The following is a 15,230-nucleotide window of genomic DNA, read 5'->3' as shown; positions in this document are numbered from 1 at the left end:
TTCCCATAAGAAAATGGACGGTGAGGAGGGGCCGATGCCTAACAATCCGCAATTCATCCACCTATTAAGCTGCGGCGAAAAGCCGGGCCGAGGACAACCATTCCACGCGACCATCAGGGGCGTCATTGATGAAGCAATGCGCGTCAACGACAACGCCCCCCATATCGCCTTCCCACGCGAGCCGGTTCGGCTGTTCGGGATCGATCCTCTCGACGTGGCCGACCAGGCCTGCAAGTTACTGAGCGTGGGCAAGGACAGGAGTGGACGTCGGCTGAGAAAGAGCTGCGTTGGGCTTATTGCAGGGGTCGCAACGTATCCAATTCCTAAGTGCGACATGGGAGGATTCGCCTCCGACTCTGACGTCTATAGTCTCTGGGAACAGAAGACGCTCGACTTCCTGAAGAAGGAGCACGGCCCAGCGCTGAGAAGTGCTCTGCGTCACGAAGATGAAACTCACTTCCATATTCATTTCTACACGGTGCCTAGCCTCGCCGACAGCGGACGCTTGGATTTTCGCCACGCGCATCCAGGTCGATATGCTCGCGCGGATGCCGTCGATCGCAAGGTGAGCTCAGGAGCTCAAGACGCCGCCTATACCAACGCGATGGTAGCGTACGCAGATCGATTCCACGCAGAGGTGGGTCTATTTTTCGGTCATGACCGAGTTGGTCCTCGTCGAAGGCGCGTGGATCGCGATCGCCATAAGGCGAACCGGTCTGCTACGGAGCACGTCGAGCGCGCCCGAGCAGAGCTCGAACTTGATTACCGTGTGGACCTTTCGGAAAGCGAAGCCGATGAACGCTCGCTCCGTGTAAGCAAGCTTGCCTTCATCGCGGTGGCCGTGGAACACGAACGGAAGCTCAGGGCTGAGATCGGTCGCCTGAAGGCAGAAAAGAAGCGCCTGGAAGCCGAAATTCAATATCTGCGTCAGCAAAACGGTGAGGATCAAGTCAGCGAAATTTTCGCATCCGAGGATTTTCCGGAGCCATCTAAGCACCTCCGCGCGATAGACAGTCTCGCTTTTTTGGCCGAACTGGATACTCAACCGGGAGAGACTTTGGGTGCTGAAGATTCACACGAGGTGCGTAGCTTGCTTCCATGACCGCCAAATTGGAGCCAATTAGGTCGAAATGAAAAATTCGGCGCCGTACGAAAATTGATCGAAACGGCGCCGATCCATCGAAGTGCTCGTGCTCGATTACAATTGCATCTAATAGTTGGTTTTGACCCACGAGAGAAAAGCCTCTCGTGCAGAAGCCGACGCTGCCGACCACGCAGATTTCAGTGCACCAAGACCGATCAGGTCGTCCGCACCTGCAATCGACACGGGAGACTGCGCCACGAGGAGCGATGCGGCTTCCGACGACTCTGTCACCGGTGACGGCTCATTCATTTCTTTGCACGCCTGCACGGCAGAGACCTTGGCACCTGCCGTCGCCTGCTGAATGAGATTTTCTTGGGTAGCAGGGGGCAACAGGAACAATGCATCGAGCTCTGCGCCGTGGTCGAGACTGGTTCCCACGACCCGCGCTAGATTAGTGTGCCCGTTCTGAGTGGCCCTTTGAACGATGCGCTGGATTGCGCGCTCGGACTTACCGGTCCGCTTGGCGGTGTCGGCGCTAAACGACGCAACCGCCAATTTGGCGGTTGCGTTATTGCGTCCCATTGCCACGTTCGCAGCGGCGGCCCCACGCGCTTTGCTCTTTCCGTACATTTGCTCATGGAGCGCGCGTCGACGGGAGATAAGAATCGCTTCTTCAGCAGGGCTGAGCGCCGCACGAACGAGGTTCTCGTCGATCTCCCACAGCTCCGCCTCCGCATCGGAGAGTGGAACGACGCGGCAAAGAATAGTGTCCACACCACGAACGCGAGCGGCATTGATCCGCTGCATCCCGGCGACGAGTAGGAATTTACCAGGATTTGCAGCGTCGGGCCGGACAGTCGGCGGCTGGATGACGCCGAGGGTCGACATGGACTCGACCATGACCGGAGTGAACTCGTCAACGACCCCACGGTGCCGATGGGCCGTCGAGATGTCAGCGAGAGGGACCAGCCTAAAAGCATCCATTCGAGCGCCGCCGTCTGCCGCAGGGGAACCATCGAAGGGACTGGACAACAGCAATGTTGCGCCAGACGTAGGGTCGGGGGCCTTGCTGCCGCACGAAGAAGCGTTCGGATGCTTGGCTGCCTGCGCAAGGTTGGAGGCGGGGTCTGACGCATTATCCGGCCGCGGCGAGCAGTGGATAGTGTGCTTGGGGCGCTGCAGCCTGGGAAAGCCGTACGGGCGGCAAACTGGCGCAAAATGCTGACGCGCTTCGACCGAAGTGGAATCCAGACTCCCCAAGTCACCCTCAGTGTCGACCGCGCGCTGTTCCACTCGTCTCTCCTGTTTGCTCAGCTCATGGGCGTTGCGTGGATAGATTATGCCGGATGCATGGGTTGCTGCAAAATCGCACGGAATGGGCAGATTTGTTGACACCGTTCGACCAAGTCAGGAGATATTCGGTGGCTCGCTGAAAGCCTCGCGAAAAAATATTTTGGAGAAGCCGTGCGGCCGAAGAGCGCCGTGGCTCGGCCAATAGGAGTAGCCGCTTTTGCGTTAGGAAGGGTCCGCTTCCGGAATTGCAAAGAGCGCAGGCCAAGAAACATCCCAGATGCGACTGAGCATTGAGACTTGTCCGCGGACTTGTCCTTAGACCGAGCGTCATGGGCCGGGGTCAGAGCGACCGGGCTGCAATCCCTGGCATGTGCGCGGAGAGCTAAGGAGAATTGAGCGATAAGATACGGTGTGCGGTGTCATCAACATATCGCGTTCAGCGTTGGGACTAGTCCGGGGACCAGTCCGACAAGCCGCGGGCGGCCCAGCCGCCGAAATTGCTTTCCAACGTCTGTGGAAGTCACAAATTAACACGCCTTAACCATACGGGAGCTTGAGAGGTTGGCTTGTTGAGGTTGCCGACCTAATTATGGCGGGTCCACCGCTCCTGAGGGCGGTCGCGCGGGTCACGGAGAGTCCCGCCGGAAGTTTCCGACCCAGAGTCACTCCGTGACTGAAGGCGGTGAAAGGCCTCTCCGATTTTGGCCTTCATCCTGGCAAAACGGCTACGCGCACCCCCGAAAATCATTTGAAACGAGCCCCGGCACGTCAATCGACGCGCGGCATTTTTGCTCGCGCGCCGCGACGGGCGTTTCGGTGGCCAAGCGTAGGGAGACTGGTCTCGCGACTAGTCCTTTCAATGACAGCGCACACCGCCAACACCACCTCTGGAAACGATCATGACTTCGTTGAAAGCTCGGAATCCGACCCGTGCGACGAATCTGAATTCAATGAAAAGCTCGCCGAATGGGGGCTGGAGCCGATCAAGGCCTATGCTCGCATCACTAGCCAGAAGAAGAAGGTCTCCCGGGCGGCCGAGAAAAAGCGAGAGTACCGAGCGCAGCGGAAAGTGGAGGGCTTCGACCAATACGTTGTCGAGGTGCCGGCGGACGAGGACGCAAAGCGTACCGTATATGCGGTGGCGCAGGCGGTTGTCGGTGACAAGGACGATAATATGAACATGCGTTCGATCATCCTGTCGGTTGTTTCAAATCCGTTGCTGCTCAGACTCGCGGAGCGCGTTTCCTCATCCCAGATCGACGTCTCGTCGATTGTCGAGCTGATTGAAAGCGGGGATTGGACGGAGGTCGCCGCGATTCAGACAGTCCATCCTTCGCTGGTCAAGGACATCGTGCGCTTGGCGAAGTCCAACGGCGAGTTCCTGTCCGTGATTGCTTGCCTTGTTCGTCATGAGGAGGACATCTCGGCCGGCTCTGCCAAAGGTTTGCTGGAGGCCGCAGCCGCGGCGAACGATTGTCGCGAGGTTGTCAGGATGGTTGAAGTTCGGAAGCGGGGTGGCCTCCTCAGCCGAGTGCTCGGTTGGGTGCTCCGATAGAGGCGGTGGAGCCTGCGTCGAGAAGACACAAGTTTCGTGACGTCGGCAATCCACGGCAAGCTGAGCAATCCTGCGACGGGCAGGGAGTCCGCCCTAGCGAAGCTTCTTAGCCTTATAGTATCTTGTTCGTGGGCTCGCACTGGGCTTCGGCATGGTGCCGCCCGCGTTCAGGAAGGCCTGGGTGAGTGCGTCGGACCAGGCGCCCATAGCTTCAGCCTTTTCCTCCATGCGCTGTGACACCGAGTAATATTCGCGCGTCGTCGGCGACATCTCTTTGTCTGAGTCCGGTAGCGAATGCGCCAGCACGAGGGAAGCCGCGACAGGGCTGATGCGCTTCTCCAGAAATTTCGTCATGGCGGCGCGAGCCAAATGCAAGCTGAAATACGGCAGCCCATCGAGAGCGCCGTCGCGGCGCATTCGGAGTAGGTGCCGGTTGAGGGAGTTCGGATAGACCGAGACGTCATCGTTTTCCGGATTCCGGCCTTCGCGCCGCGTCGATGCAAACACCCATTGTGACGGCCATTCGCCGTGCCTGTTTTTCACCAACTGTGTGTAATCGGCGATCGAACCGAGCGCGATGTCTACAACGGTGCGTGGGAGCGGGAGCCAGAACGGCTCTTTTGCCTTCATCGTGTCGGCCGGCCACATCGCGCGGCCCCATCCAGCTTCTCCGAACTCGTCCTGTTCGATCAGCTCACCACGCCGGAGTTTGACCGTGCTGAAGCGCCTATTGGCTGTGAAGCAGACCCACCACAATCCAAATCTGATGCCGGGCGAAATCTTGTCCTCGGCGGTGCGGCCGGCGCAGTACGCCTCATGTCGGGCCAGCACGGCGCCGATGTGCTCGACGGTGATTTTGTCCTTGCGGTCCCGATGCAGAGCTTGCCGGGCCGTGATCTCAGCCATCTCTTCCGGTCTCGGCTCGCCGGCGGTCAGCCTCTCCCACCATCGGTCGACATCCTCGGTGAGACCAGATTCGTCCGGATGCTTGTCGGCGGCCCAAGACATCGCGGCGCGGAAATAGGTGACGCATTTTTCGCGTTGCCGATGCACGCCGGCGCGCTTGTCGGGATCTCGCGGCACGACGCCGTTACGTGCTTCGTTGAGCAGCGGCCTGTTGAGCTCGGTCAGAAGCAGCGGGTGAAGCGCCCGGTAGGATGGCTTGGCGAACGCGAGGCGCACGTCGTCACAAGTTCCCTGGCTCGCCGGCTTCATGCGTCGATTGATCCACCTCGGCTTGGCGATCATCGCCTGGTACTCGCGGTCGAGATCGGCCCAGGTCCAGGTTGGCGGCTTGAGCACCTCTGGTGCGGCCTCTGGAGGCGCCTGATCAAGCTTGCCCCCGGCCATGTCGGCATAGACTTGCTTGGCTTTCTCGCGAGCGTCTCGAAGCGAAAGATAGGTCGGATCGACGTGGATCCCCGTGGCGGAGCCGATCTTGCGCGAGAGGCCGTACGCACGCACGATCCACCGCACCGACCGCCCCCGCTGCCGCAGGGTCAGATAGCGCTGCTCTGTGTCATTCCAATCGGCGATCCGGCCGCTGTCCGTCGCCTTCTTGGCGGCGGCAATGGCTTGGTCAACGACCGCTGGTGTAATCCGCTCGCGGAACTGCTGCGCCTTCTTTTCGTTCGCTGCTTCGGCCAAATTGCCACCAATCCGTACAAGTTTCGTACAAACGATAGTAGGCTAACTTGGTCGACGACGAGCTAGATGCAAGCCGTTCCCGGGCAATTTCGCCACAAAGGTCCTGGTAAAGTTACCAAGGAGGCATCACAACCCCTAAAACACGGGAATCATAATCCTGGGGTCGGGGGTTCGAGTCCCTCTCCCGCTACCAATATCCCCGAGCTTCGCATGTCCATCCTCCAAGAGGCGTTGCACGACCTGCTGCGTGTCCTGGCCTTTGCGACCTGGGGATGTGCGGTCGTAATCTTGGCGATGGCGATACGCCTGGCCTTCTTGAGAGCCGGAGCGTCGCCCGAGTGGCGCGGCCTGCTGACGCTCAGGCGTCCGTTGGCGAGCGAGCTCTCGCGGGAATTCCACGCGGCCAATGGTCAGCTCATGCGTCTCATGCTTGCATTCGCCGCGATGCTAGGCATCGGCGCCCTGCTGTTCTGGCTGGATACCCTGCTTCTTCCTGTCTCAAGTAATTTGATGAGCGTGCTATCGCCCGGCGCGCGCGATTAGGAACTCCCGCGCACGATGGAAGCTTGAATCCGCGGGTCAGCCTCGCCGCCGATCGCTGGCCTGCACGGCCCGCCTCCAAGCCCCCCATACCCCCCAGGGTGGGCCGTGCTTCACCAGAGGAGACGAGAATTGTCCGACCCGACCGAGCAAGAGATCAGAGAACGCGCGCACCGCCTGTGGGAGCAGGCCGGCAAGCCCGAAGGCCGCGAAGAAGAATTTTGGAACGCGGCCGAGCAGGAGCTGCGCAACGAGGAAAAGTCGAACACGCTGCGGACGCCGGATACGCTGTGACCGACAAGACCTGCCCATTCTGCCAGGGTCTGGGATGGGTCTGCGAAAACCATCCGCTCCGGGCGTGGAGCGAGAAACTCGGCGGCTGCCGATGCGGTGAGGGCATGCCCTGCACCTGCAACACGACTGAGGATCCGGAAATCAGAGTGGTGATCGTCGAAGCCGACACGACGTGGCACTAAAGCATGACCCGGAAAAGTGCGCAGCGGTTTTCCGAAAAGATCATGCTTAAACAACAACCTGAAGCGCGATGGCGATTCATCCTAATCGCATCGCGCTTTAGCGGCGTCGACTCGATGTGATGGTGCGTAGGATGGGTGAGCCCTTGCGAATCCCGTCATGCGTCGACGTCGTCCAGACCCCGATGGGTTTCGCTTCGCTCACCCCATCCTACGCTCTTCCATCCCGCGCGCTTTTGCCGAGGGAACAGACCATCCCCGAAAGGAATTCAATCTCCGAACAGCACGGGCTCTGGCAACATTTCCCACGGCAGTGTCGGCGGTGGACGAGCAGAAAAAGATAGAGCACCAGATCGAACTCGCCACGCGAGCGGCCGCGCTCGTCAAGGACGAAACCACCGGCCAGCGTTTCCGAAGTTTTGCCGAAGAGCTGAAGCGAAAGCTCCGCCGCATGATGCGGCGCGGCCAGGTGCGCGCACGCGCCTACGAGCTCTGGGAGCAGGCGGGACGGCCGAGCGATCGCGAGCTGGAGTTCTGGCTCGAAGCGGAGCGGCAGGTGGAGGAAGAGCGCGAGGAGCGGAAGGGGGCGGGTGGTTCGTAGGCGGAAGCTCCACTTCGATTGAGGGAGATCACGTTCGGACATCGTCATGCCCGGGCTTGTCCCGGGCATCAACGTTCTTGTGCTGCGGAGCAACAAAGAAAAGCCGCCGGGCTCTTCACCCAGACGGCCTCAAAAGTCCCTAGCTGTCGATCGCCTCCGCAGCCTCACGCGTACCGCCGTTACCTTGTTTGCGGCCATGCTGGGTCATTGTAGGGGAGGGCCGCTGATTCTGCTGTGATCTGAAGCACACAGTGGAAAAGAGGATGGGGAGGGGAAGGTCCCGTGCCGCATGAGAGCTCGGTAGTAGGATGGGTTGAGCTCTTGCGAAACCCATCATGCCTCGGCGTTGGGAACATCTTGATGGGTTTTGGTCTCGGGGCCGCGGGAGCTAGGCTTGTGTTCCATGGAGACTGAGGGCTTGTTTAGCAATCGCGACGATTGACTTGTCTGCCCATAACCCACCCTGTGTCGCCCTCCGTCAACCCCTCCCCACAAAAATATTCCACTTTACCGAAATTCGGTTTCGGCGTATGTGTCGTCCATCCCGGCTCACCAAGAGGGGCGATCATGTGTCGTCACGCATCGCGAGCCGGGCTTGCGGTGGACGCGGCAGCGTCGGCACGAGAGGCGCGGGCAGGGCGGGTAGTCCCTGTGAGCCCGAGGCTTCGTGCGACGAGCGGCGCTGCTAGGCTTCGTCTCGTCTGTAAGGTTCCGGCTTCGTCGACAGGGCCAGGAAAAACTGCGGCGAAATGGCGGGCCGTGCGTACGGCAAAACCGTGTGGTCCTGGCCGTCGTTGCCACGGTCAAGTCCTTGCGAAGGTGCGAGCGAGCCCAACCGGGCAGACTGCATCATCCAATTCGCGGGGCGAGGGAGGCCAGAAGGAATGGTCGGCTCCCGGGAGATCACGGCATAAGCCGTCCAACCACCGCGCAGGGAAGGCCGAGTGATCGGCACCACCTGTATGCTGCTGTGCGGTTCTTTCTGCGTGTGCATTTCGCGCAGCGGACCGCGGGTGCGAGCTGGCACCCGGCCTTCCCTGCGCCCTCTTGGCTAATGAGGGCACGAGATGAAGCAAAGCTCGGGCGAAACGCGCCGCGAGAATGCGAAGGCGTGTCTGCGAGCTGAGCTGCGTGCCACAAACTCGATCTCGCAGGGTGGGCAAAGCGGAAGCGTGCCCACGCCTTGTTGCTTATGGAGAGAGATCGTGGGCACGGCGCTATGCGCCTTTGCCCACTCTACGGCACTGCCGCTGGGATGCGCACTGGCGCATTGTAATGACGGTGGAGAGAGCGGGCGTCATAACTCCGCTCTCGTGCCCCGGACGCAGCGCAGCGCTCTTGCGGTGCGCTGCAGAGCCGGGGCCCATGTCGCTGCGCCCTACCGTGCCGCCCCTGGGTCCCGGCTCTGCGCGGCAGCGCGCTATGCGCGTTGCCGCTTGTCCGGGACACGAGAGCCTTCCCGCGGTGCCCCTCAAACCCGATACCACGCCGCCAGATTCCACGTGATGGTGTCCCAGCCGGAGATGTCGATCATGAGGTTGTTGGCGCCGGCGTTGACGATGGGGCGTGAGAGCAGCGGCAGGAACACGTGGGCTTCGCAGAAGATCTCGTCGACCTTCATCAGCAGCGCGGCGCGCTTGACCGGGTCGAGCTCGTTCTGCGCGGCCTTGTAGGCCTTGTCGGCTTCGGGATCGGAATAGCGCGAGTTGTTGCGGCCCAGCCATTTGTTGTCCTTGGTGGCGATCTCCCAGGACACGCACTGGTTCAGCAGGCGCTCCGGGTCGGGCTGCGGCTGCGTGGTGTTGTACATCTCCATGTCGGCATAGAATTTGGAGTAGGTGTCGGGATTGCCGACGTCGGAGGAGAAGAACACCGATGCGGTGACCGACTTGAGCTCGATGTCGATGCCGGCCTTCTGGCAGGCCTGCTTGATGATGGCCTGCGTCTTCTGGCGCGGCGCGTTGATCGAGGTCTGGAAGACGTATTTGAGCTTCTTGCCGTCCTTCTCGCGGATGCCGTCCGCGCCCTTCTTCCAGCCGGCCTCGTCGAGGATCTTGTTCGCCTTGTCGACGTCGAACTCGTATTTGAGCTTGGGCGATTTGAACTGCTTGGGCGCGTTGACGAAGCTCGCGGTGGCGATGCCGCCGCGGCCGTAGATGAATTTCTGGATCGAGTCGCGGTCGATCAGGAGGTTGATCGCCCGGCGCACCGCGGGATCGGACAGCGTCGGGTGCTTGGACTTGACGCTGGAGCGCTCGCCGTCGATCTCGGTCCACGGGTCCGTCGTGTTGAGGATGATGAACTCGACATTGCCGGACGGCGTGATGTCGAGCTTGCCCTTGCCGCCCGCCTCCATGCGCTTGAGCACCTCCTCCTCCACCTGCATGTTCCAGGCAAAGTCGTATTCGCCGGTCTGCAGCACGGTGCGCGCCGCGGACACCGCATCGCCGCCGCCCTTGATCTCGAGCGTGTCGAAATGCGGCTGGTTCTTGATGTGATAGTCGGGATTGCGTTCGGCGCGGATCAAATCGCCCGGCTTGAACTCGACGAATTTGTACGGGCCGGTGCCGACCGGTTTCAGATTGGCCGGTGCCTCGCGCGACTTGGCGCCGGCATAGTCGCCGAAATGATGCTTTGGCAGGATCAAGCCGACCGAGCCGACGAAGGGATCGGCCCAGAACGGCGTCGGCGCCCTGAAGATCACCTTGACGGTGTGGTCGTCGATCTTCTCGACCTTGATGTCCTTGTAGGATCCCGTGGTGTAGGCCGCAGTGGCGAGATCGGCGGCGTATTGCCAGGTGAAGATGACGTCGTCGGCGGTGAAGGGCTGGCCGTCATGCCATTTGACGCCCTGCTTCAGCTTCCAGACCACGCTCATGCCGTCGGCGGCAAGGCTGCCGTTCGCCTTGGTCGGGACCTCGGCCGCGAGGCACGGGATGAGGTTGCCCTCCTTGTCCCAGCCGGCGAGCGGCTCGAAGAACACGCGCGAGGCCATCTGGTCCTTGGTGCCGAGCGCGAAATGCGGATTGAGCAGGGTCGGCGCCTGCCAGAACAGCAGCTTGAGCGGGCCGCCGCCGCCGGCCTTGGTCGGCTTGTAAGGCAAGGTGGCATCCGCCATCGCCACGTCGTGCCAGAGCAGGATCTGGCTCGCGATGGGCGCTGCGATTCCGACCGCGGCCACCTTCTGGATGAACGAGCGTCGGGACAGCGTGCCTTGCTTCACCTCCGCGACCAGACCCCGGATTTCGTTCTCGTTCATCAGATGACCCTCCACCGCGAAGACAAATCGTCGCCGGCGGCCATCATGTTGCATCATGCACGAGGCGGCAATGCCGGCGTGACTGCCGGGCCATGCGACGAAATGACGATGGGGAACGCCCTTGCGGGCCACGGCCCGGACCACCGCCCGGGAGCGGCGTGGGTGGTCATGGCGAAACTCCGGCGCTGTTTGCGCGTTCGTTCCCCACATCGGATCGAACGGAGAAGCGTTGTCCGCGCCAGGCGGCAAATATGGTTTTCCATTTCATTGATTTCATCCGGCGGAGAAGCGAATACGGTTCCAATCATTCTCGCCGTGCCATGGAGACCAAGATGTCGTTTCGCTTCCCCCTGATGCTCGCAACCGCGCTCGCCGCCTGGTCGGCAGCAGCCACCGCCGAGACCATCAAGATCGGCGTGACGCCGGGCCCGCATGCGCAGATCCTGGAGGCAGTGAAGCCGATCGCCGCCAAGCAGGGCCTCGACATCCAGCTGCTCGAATTCTCCGACTATGTCGTGCCGAACGCCGCGCTCGATGCCGGCGAGATCCAGGCCAATTCGTTCCAGAACCAGCCATATCTGGACAACCAGAAAGCCGACCGCGGCTACAAGATCGAGGCCGTCGGCCTGACCGTGAATTTCCCGATCGGCGTCTATTCGAAGAAGCACAAGGCCATCGCCGACATCCCCGAGGGCGGCAAGGTCTCGATCCCCAACGATCCGACCAATGGCGGCCGCGTGCTGCTGTTGCTGCGCGACAAGGGCCTGATCAAGCTGAAGGACGGCACCGGTTTCAAGCCGACGGTGCTCGACATCACCGAGAACCCGAAGAAGCTGAAGTTCATCGAGGTCGACGCGGCGCAGGCGCCGCGCGCGCTCGACGATGTCGACGCCGCCGCGATCAACACCAATTATGCAACCCAGGCGGGCCTCGATCCGGTCAAGGATCCGATCCTGCGCGAGGACCCGAAGGGCCCCTATGTCAACTTGATCGCCGTGCGCACCGCCGACAAGGACAAGCCCTGGGTCAAGATCCTCGTCGACAGCTACCACACGCCGGAGGTCAAGGAGTTCGTCCTGACCAAGTTCAAGGGCGCGGTGCTGCCGAGCTGGTAGGCAATCTGCCCAGCTCCAGCGCAGGGGCGATCCCGGCGGGCAGCGTTGCGTACGAGCCTTTGCGTATGAGCCCTGCGCAATGCCCGCTTGTCTGGAGCAGCAGTAACCGACATCATCGGCAGCCTGGTCATCCCAGTCCGACAGGGGTCGCATGAAACGCTTTGCAAATCTGAAACGCCTGGGATTTTTCACGCGGCTTTTGGACGAGGCCCCGCCCGCCGAGCGCTATCGCTTCGCGGCCGAGCAGATCGTGCGCGCCGAAAAGGCGGGCCTCGATTCTGCGTGGATCGCGCAGCATCATTTCCACGAGCGCGAAGGCGGCCTGCCGTCGCCCTTCACCTTTCTCGGCTACGTCGCCGCCCAGACCTCGCGCATCCGCCTCGGTACCGGCATCGTGACGCTGCCGCTGGAGAATGCGGTGCGGGTGGCGGAGGACGCAGCCGTGCTCGATCTGATCTGCGACGGCCGCTTCGAGCTCGGCGTCGGCACCGGCGGCAATCCGTCGGCCTTTGCCGCCTTCGGCCTCGACAGCGCCCAGCGCAACGAGATCTTTGCCCGCAATCTGGAGGTCGTCCGCTCCGCCCTGGTCGGCAAGCCGCTCGAGGGTGGCGACACGATCTATCCGCAACGGCCGCAGCTGGACAAGCGGATCTGGCAGGCCACGTTCTCGGTCGCGGGCGGTGCCCGAGCCGGCAAGGCCGGTGACGGCCTGTTGCTGTCGCGCACCCAGCCGCGGACCAAGGAGGCGCCGAAGGCGACGCTGGCCGAGATCCAGAATCCGGTGATCGATGCCTATCTGGAAGCGCTGCCCAAGGGGGCCGAGCCCCGCATCATGGCCTCGCGCAGCGTGTTCGTCGCCGACGATCATCGCGAGGCGTTGCGGCTTGCAGACATTGGCTTGCGGCGTGCGCTGCCGCAGTTTCTCAAGGGCGGCCACGCCAAGCCGGGCGAGACGCTGGAGGAGATGATCACGGCGTTCGACACCCATGTCGGCGGCGCCGACGAGGTCATCGCCTCGCTGCGCGCCGATGCCACACTGGAGCGGGTGACCGATCTCGTGTTCCAGGTGCATTCGGTCGATGCCCCGCATCCCCACGTCCTGCGCTCGATCGATCTCGTCGCGGAGAAGGTCGCACCCGCGCTGGGCTGGACCCGGACGGCGCCCGACGTGGCGCTGGCGGGCTGATTGGACATGAAGAGCATCGCGTTGCACGAGGCCGAATGATGACTACGCAGGATATCATCGACACACTCGCCGGGATCCAGCCGGGCTCGGCGCTGGACGCCATCCGCGCCCGCCGCCTGCAGGCGCGCGAGAACGCGCAGAAGAGCTATCTCTCGCTGTTCGAGCCGATCGACGCGGGCGATGTCTCGCTGGCCGAGCGCGCGGCCGTCGCCGCCTTCGTGACCGGGCTCCATGGCGAGTCGCCCGTTGCCACCTTCTATCGCGACAAGCTTGCCGCAAACGCGGACGGTGCGCGCCTGCTGGAGGCGATCGACGCCGAGATTGCGCGGGGCAGGACCTCGGGTCCCTATGGCTCGTATCCCGCCGGCCCACTGTCGATCGAGAACACGGCCGGCCTGATCTATCGCGTGAGCGCCGCGAGCAAGCCGGCGCTTGGTGCGAAGCTCGCAGCAGCGCTCGAGCATGCACACCTCCTGGTGTTCCGGCCCCGCGATGCCGCAGCCGCCGACATGAAGGCGCTGCTTGACGCCGGCTGGTCGACCACCGGCATCGTCACCTTCTCCCAACTCGTCGCGTTCCTGTCGTTCCAGGTGCGGGTCGTCAGCGGCTTGCGCACGCTCGCCGCGGCGAACGCATAAGAGGAGACCGCATCATGAGCGCCGCCGTCAACCCGCCCGTCGTCTTCACCCAGGACGAGCTCGGTTGGGTCTCGTGGATCGATCCGCTGCCCGAGGCCGAGCTGACCGAGCGGCATTACTCGGGCCTCGTCGATCGCTCGCGCGCCAAGTCGGAATATTTCCGCCTGCTGGTGCGCGATCCCGAAGTGCTGGAAGCCCGCACCAAGACCGACAAGGACATCTTCTACAACGTCGCCGACGGCTTGCCGCGCGCCGAGCGCGAGCTCGCGGCGGCCGCGACCTCGCGCTACAACGGCTGCATCTATTGCGCCTCCGTGCATGCGCGCTTCGCCAGCACCTATTCCAAGCGCCGCGACGACGTGCAGCGCCTGCTCGACGAGGGCATCAAGGCCGACCTCGGCGAGCGCTGGAATGCCGTGGTCAAGGCCTCGGTGGCGCTGGCTGCCACGCCGATCGCGTTCGGGCCCGACAATATCTCAGAGCTGCGCCGCGCCGGTCTCGACGATGCCGAGATCGTCGACGTCATCAACGGCGCCTCGTTCTTCAACTGGGCGAACCGGCTGATGCTGTCGCTCGGCGAGCCCTCGAAATAGCCAATCTCGGCGGCACAAGAATTGCTGCTTGTTTCAACATTGAGTGGATGGAGCCGTGCATGAGCAACATCGATCGTCGTAGCCTGGTGAAGGGGTCTCTCGCCGCCATGATGGCGGGAGCGGCCGTCTCGCGCGGCGCCTTCGCGCAATCGTCCGAACCGATCCTGCTCGGCGTCAGCGGCCCCCTGACGGGACCGAACGCGCAATATGGCACGCAGTGGAAGCAGGGTTTTGATCTCGCGCTCGACGAGATCATGGCGGCCGGCGGCATCAACGGGCGCAAGCTCGCTTATCAGTTCGAGGACAGCCAGAGCGATCCGCGCCAGTCGGTGGCGATCGCCCAGAAGTTCGTCTCCGATCCCCGGATCGTCATGGAGCTCGGCGACTTCTCCAGTCCCGCCTCGATGGCGGCCTCGCCGATCTACCAGCGCGGCGGCCTCGTGCAATTCGGCTTCACCAACTCGCACCCCGATTTCACCAAGGGCGGCGACTTCATGTGGAGCACCTCGGTCAGCCAGGCCGACGAGCAGCCGCTGCTGGCGGCTTATGCGGTGAAGCGCCTCGGCCTCAAGAAGCTCGCGGTGCTGCACCTCAACACCGATTGGGGCCGCACCAGCCGCGACTATTTCGTCAAGGCGGCGAAGGAATACGGCGCCGAGGTCGCGGTGACCGAGGGCTACATCGCGGAGGAGCGCGACTTCCGCTCCACCCTGGTGCGCGTGCGCGACGCCAGCCCGGACGGGTTGATCCTGATCTCCTATTATTCCGACGGTGCGCTGATCGCCCGTCAGGCGCGGCAGGTCGGCCTGAAGCAGGTGATCTGCGCCGCGAGCTCGGTCTACTCGCCGAAGTTTCTGGAGCTCGGCGGCGAGGCGGTCGAGGATGTCCATCTCGGCACGCGCTATTTCCCCGAGGATCCCAGGCCCGAGGTGAAGAAATTCATCTCGGGCTTCAAGGCGAAGTACGGCGGGCAGGAGCCGGACGCCTTCAACGCTTATTCCTATGATGCGATGAACATGGCGGCCGCCGTGGTCAAGATCGGCGGCACCGACCGCCGTGCGGTCCGCGATGCCTTCACGAAAGTGAAGGACGTCTCCAGCGTCATCTTCGGTTCCGCGACGTTCGACGTCGAGAGCCGCCGCGTCAAGGGCGCCATGAACGCCGAACTCGTCGTGCGCAAGGGGCAGTTCGCGCTCTGGGACGGCAAGCCGACCTGACCTGATGGCCGGGGCATTCGCTTCTGCCG

The 15,230-nt window shown here is 62.6% G+C and carries 14 protein-coding genes; 11 read left to right on the top strand and 3 right to left on the bottom strand.

Annotated elements, in window-relative coordinates:
- The first annotated feature begins 34 nt into the window (after positions 1-34).
- Positions 35-1,102, top strand: coding sequence for a hypothetical protein (locus tag XI03_RS35770; RefSeq protein WP_271594715.1), 1,068 nt, complete (start codon positions 35-37; stop codon positions 1,100-1,102).
- 108 nt (positions 1,103-1,210) lie between these two features.
- On the opposite strand, the gene XI03_RS35765 is transcribed toward XI03_RS35770, so the two are convergent.
- Positions 1,211-2,377: a ParB/RepB/Spo0J family partition protein gene (locus XI03_RS35765; protein ID WP_271594714.1), complete on the bottom strand. Its 1,167-nt coding sequence runs from the start codon at positions 2,375-2,377 to the stop codon at positions 1,211-1,213.
- 859 nt (positions 2,378-3,236) lie between these two features.
- Here XI03_RS35765 and XI03_RS35760 point away from each other — a divergent pair.
- On the top strand, positions 3,237-3,932 hold the full coding sequence (locus XI03_RS35760) for a hypothetical protein (protein ID WP_271594713.1): 696 nt from the start codon (positions 3,237-3,239) through the stop codon (positions 3,930-3,932).
- Between the two features lie 93 nt (positions 3,933-4,025).
- Here XI03_RS35760 and XI03_RS35755 read toward each other — a convergent pair whose 3' ends face one another.
- Positions 4,026-5,579, bottom strand: coding sequence for a hypothetical protein (locus tag XI03_RS35755; RefSeq protein ID WP_271594712.1), 1,554 nt, complete (start codon positions 5,577-5,579; stop codon positions 4,026-4,028).
- A 210-nt stretch (positions 5,580-5,789) separates the two neighbouring features.
- Between XI03_RS35755 and XI03_RS35750 the strand changes: the two genes are divergently transcribed.
- The 4 genes from XI03_RS35750 to XI03_RS35735 all read left to right on the top strand — a co-directional run bounded on the left by XI03_RS35750 (position 5,790) and on the right by XI03_RS35735 (position 7,193).
- Complete coding sequence (locus XI03_RS35750; protein WP_152102425.1) at positions 5,790-6,122, top strand: hypothetical protein; 333 nt, start codon at positions 5,790-5,792, stop codon at positions 6,120-6,122.
- Between the two features lie 129 nt (positions 6,123-6,251).
- Positions 6,252-6,413 (top strand): DUF2934 domain-containing protein, encoded by a 162-nt coding sequence (locus XI03_RS35745; RefSeq protein WP_018318410.1) that lies wholly within the window; start codon positions 6,252-6,254, stop codon positions 6,411-6,413.
- A complete protein-coding gene (locus XI03_RS35740) occupies positions 6,410-6,595 on the top strand; it encodes a hypothetical protein (protein ID WP_038948493.1) in 186 nt (61 codons plus the stop codon). Before XI03_RS35745 ends, XI03_RS35740 begins: the two co-directional genes overlap by 4 nt.
- Before the next feature lie 319 nt (positions 6,596-6,914).
- Positions 6,915-7,193 (top strand): DUF2934 domain-containing protein, encoded by a 279-nt coding sequence (locus XI03_RS35735; RefSeq protein WP_038970857.1) that lies wholly within the window; start codon positions 6,915-6,917, stop codon positions 7,191-7,193.
- A 1,471-nt stretch (positions 7,194-8,664) separates the two neighbouring features.
- On the opposite strand, the gene XI03_RS35730 is transcribed toward XI03_RS35735, so the two are convergent.
- Complete coding sequence (locus XI03_RS35730) at positions 8,665-10,452, bottom strand: peptide ABC transporter substrate-binding protein (RefSeq protein ID WP_038970856.1); 1,788 nt, start codon at positions 10,450-10,452, stop codon at positions 8,665-8,667.
- A gap of 320 nt (positions 10,453-10,772) precedes the next feature.
- Between XI03_RS35730 and XI03_RS35725 the strand changes: the two genes are divergently transcribed.
- The 5 genes from XI03_RS35725 (at position 10,773) to XI03_RS35705 (ending at position 15,201) form a co-directional block, all read left to right on the top strand.
- Complete coding sequence (locus tag XI03_RS35725; RefSeq protein ID WP_028144345.1) at positions 10,773-11,567, top strand: MetQ/NlpA family ABC transporter substrate-binding protein; 795 nt, start codon at positions 10,773-10,775, stop codon at positions 11,565-11,567.
- Between the two features lie 151 nt (positions 11,568-11,718).
- Complete coding sequence (locus XI03_RS35720) at positions 11,719-12,753, top strand: putative FMN-dependent luciferase-like monooxygenase (RefSeq protein WP_271594711.1); 1,035 nt, start codon at positions 11,719-11,721, stop codon at positions 12,751-12,753.
- Between the two features lie 35 nt (positions 12,754-12,788).
- Positions 12,789-13,391, top strand: a complete 603-nt coding sequence (locus XI03_RS35715) for a CMD domain protein (RefSeq protein ID WP_404535455.1) — start codon at positions 12,789-12,791, stop codon at positions 13,389-13,391.
- A gap of 14 nt (positions 13,392-13,405) precedes the next feature.
- Positions 13,406-13,984, top strand: coding sequence for an alkylhydroperoxidase domain protein (locus XI03_RS35710; protein WP_271594710.1), 579 nt, complete (start codon positions 13,406-13,408; stop codon positions 13,982-13,984).
- Positions 13,985-14,043: 59 nt separating this feature from the next.
- Positions 14,044-15,201 carry an ABC transporter substrate-binding protein gene (locus XI03_RS35705; protein WP_028144349.1) on the top strand — a complete coding sequence of 386 codons (1,158 nt, stop codon included), beginning with the start codon at positions 14,044-14,046 and terminating at the stop codon, positions 15,199-15,201.
- The last annotated feature ends 29 nt before the right edge of the window (positions 15,202-15,230 follow it).

The organism is Bradyrhizobium sp. CCBAU 65884 (genome assembly GCF_028128835.1).
GTDB classification, from domain to species: Bacteria; Pseudomonadota; Alphaproteobacteria; order Rhizobiales; family Xanthobacteraceae; genus Bradyrhizobium; species Bradyrhizobium ottawaense.
Note: the sequence above shows the minus strand (reverse complement) of the source record. Positions and strands in the feature narration are given on the sequence as shown.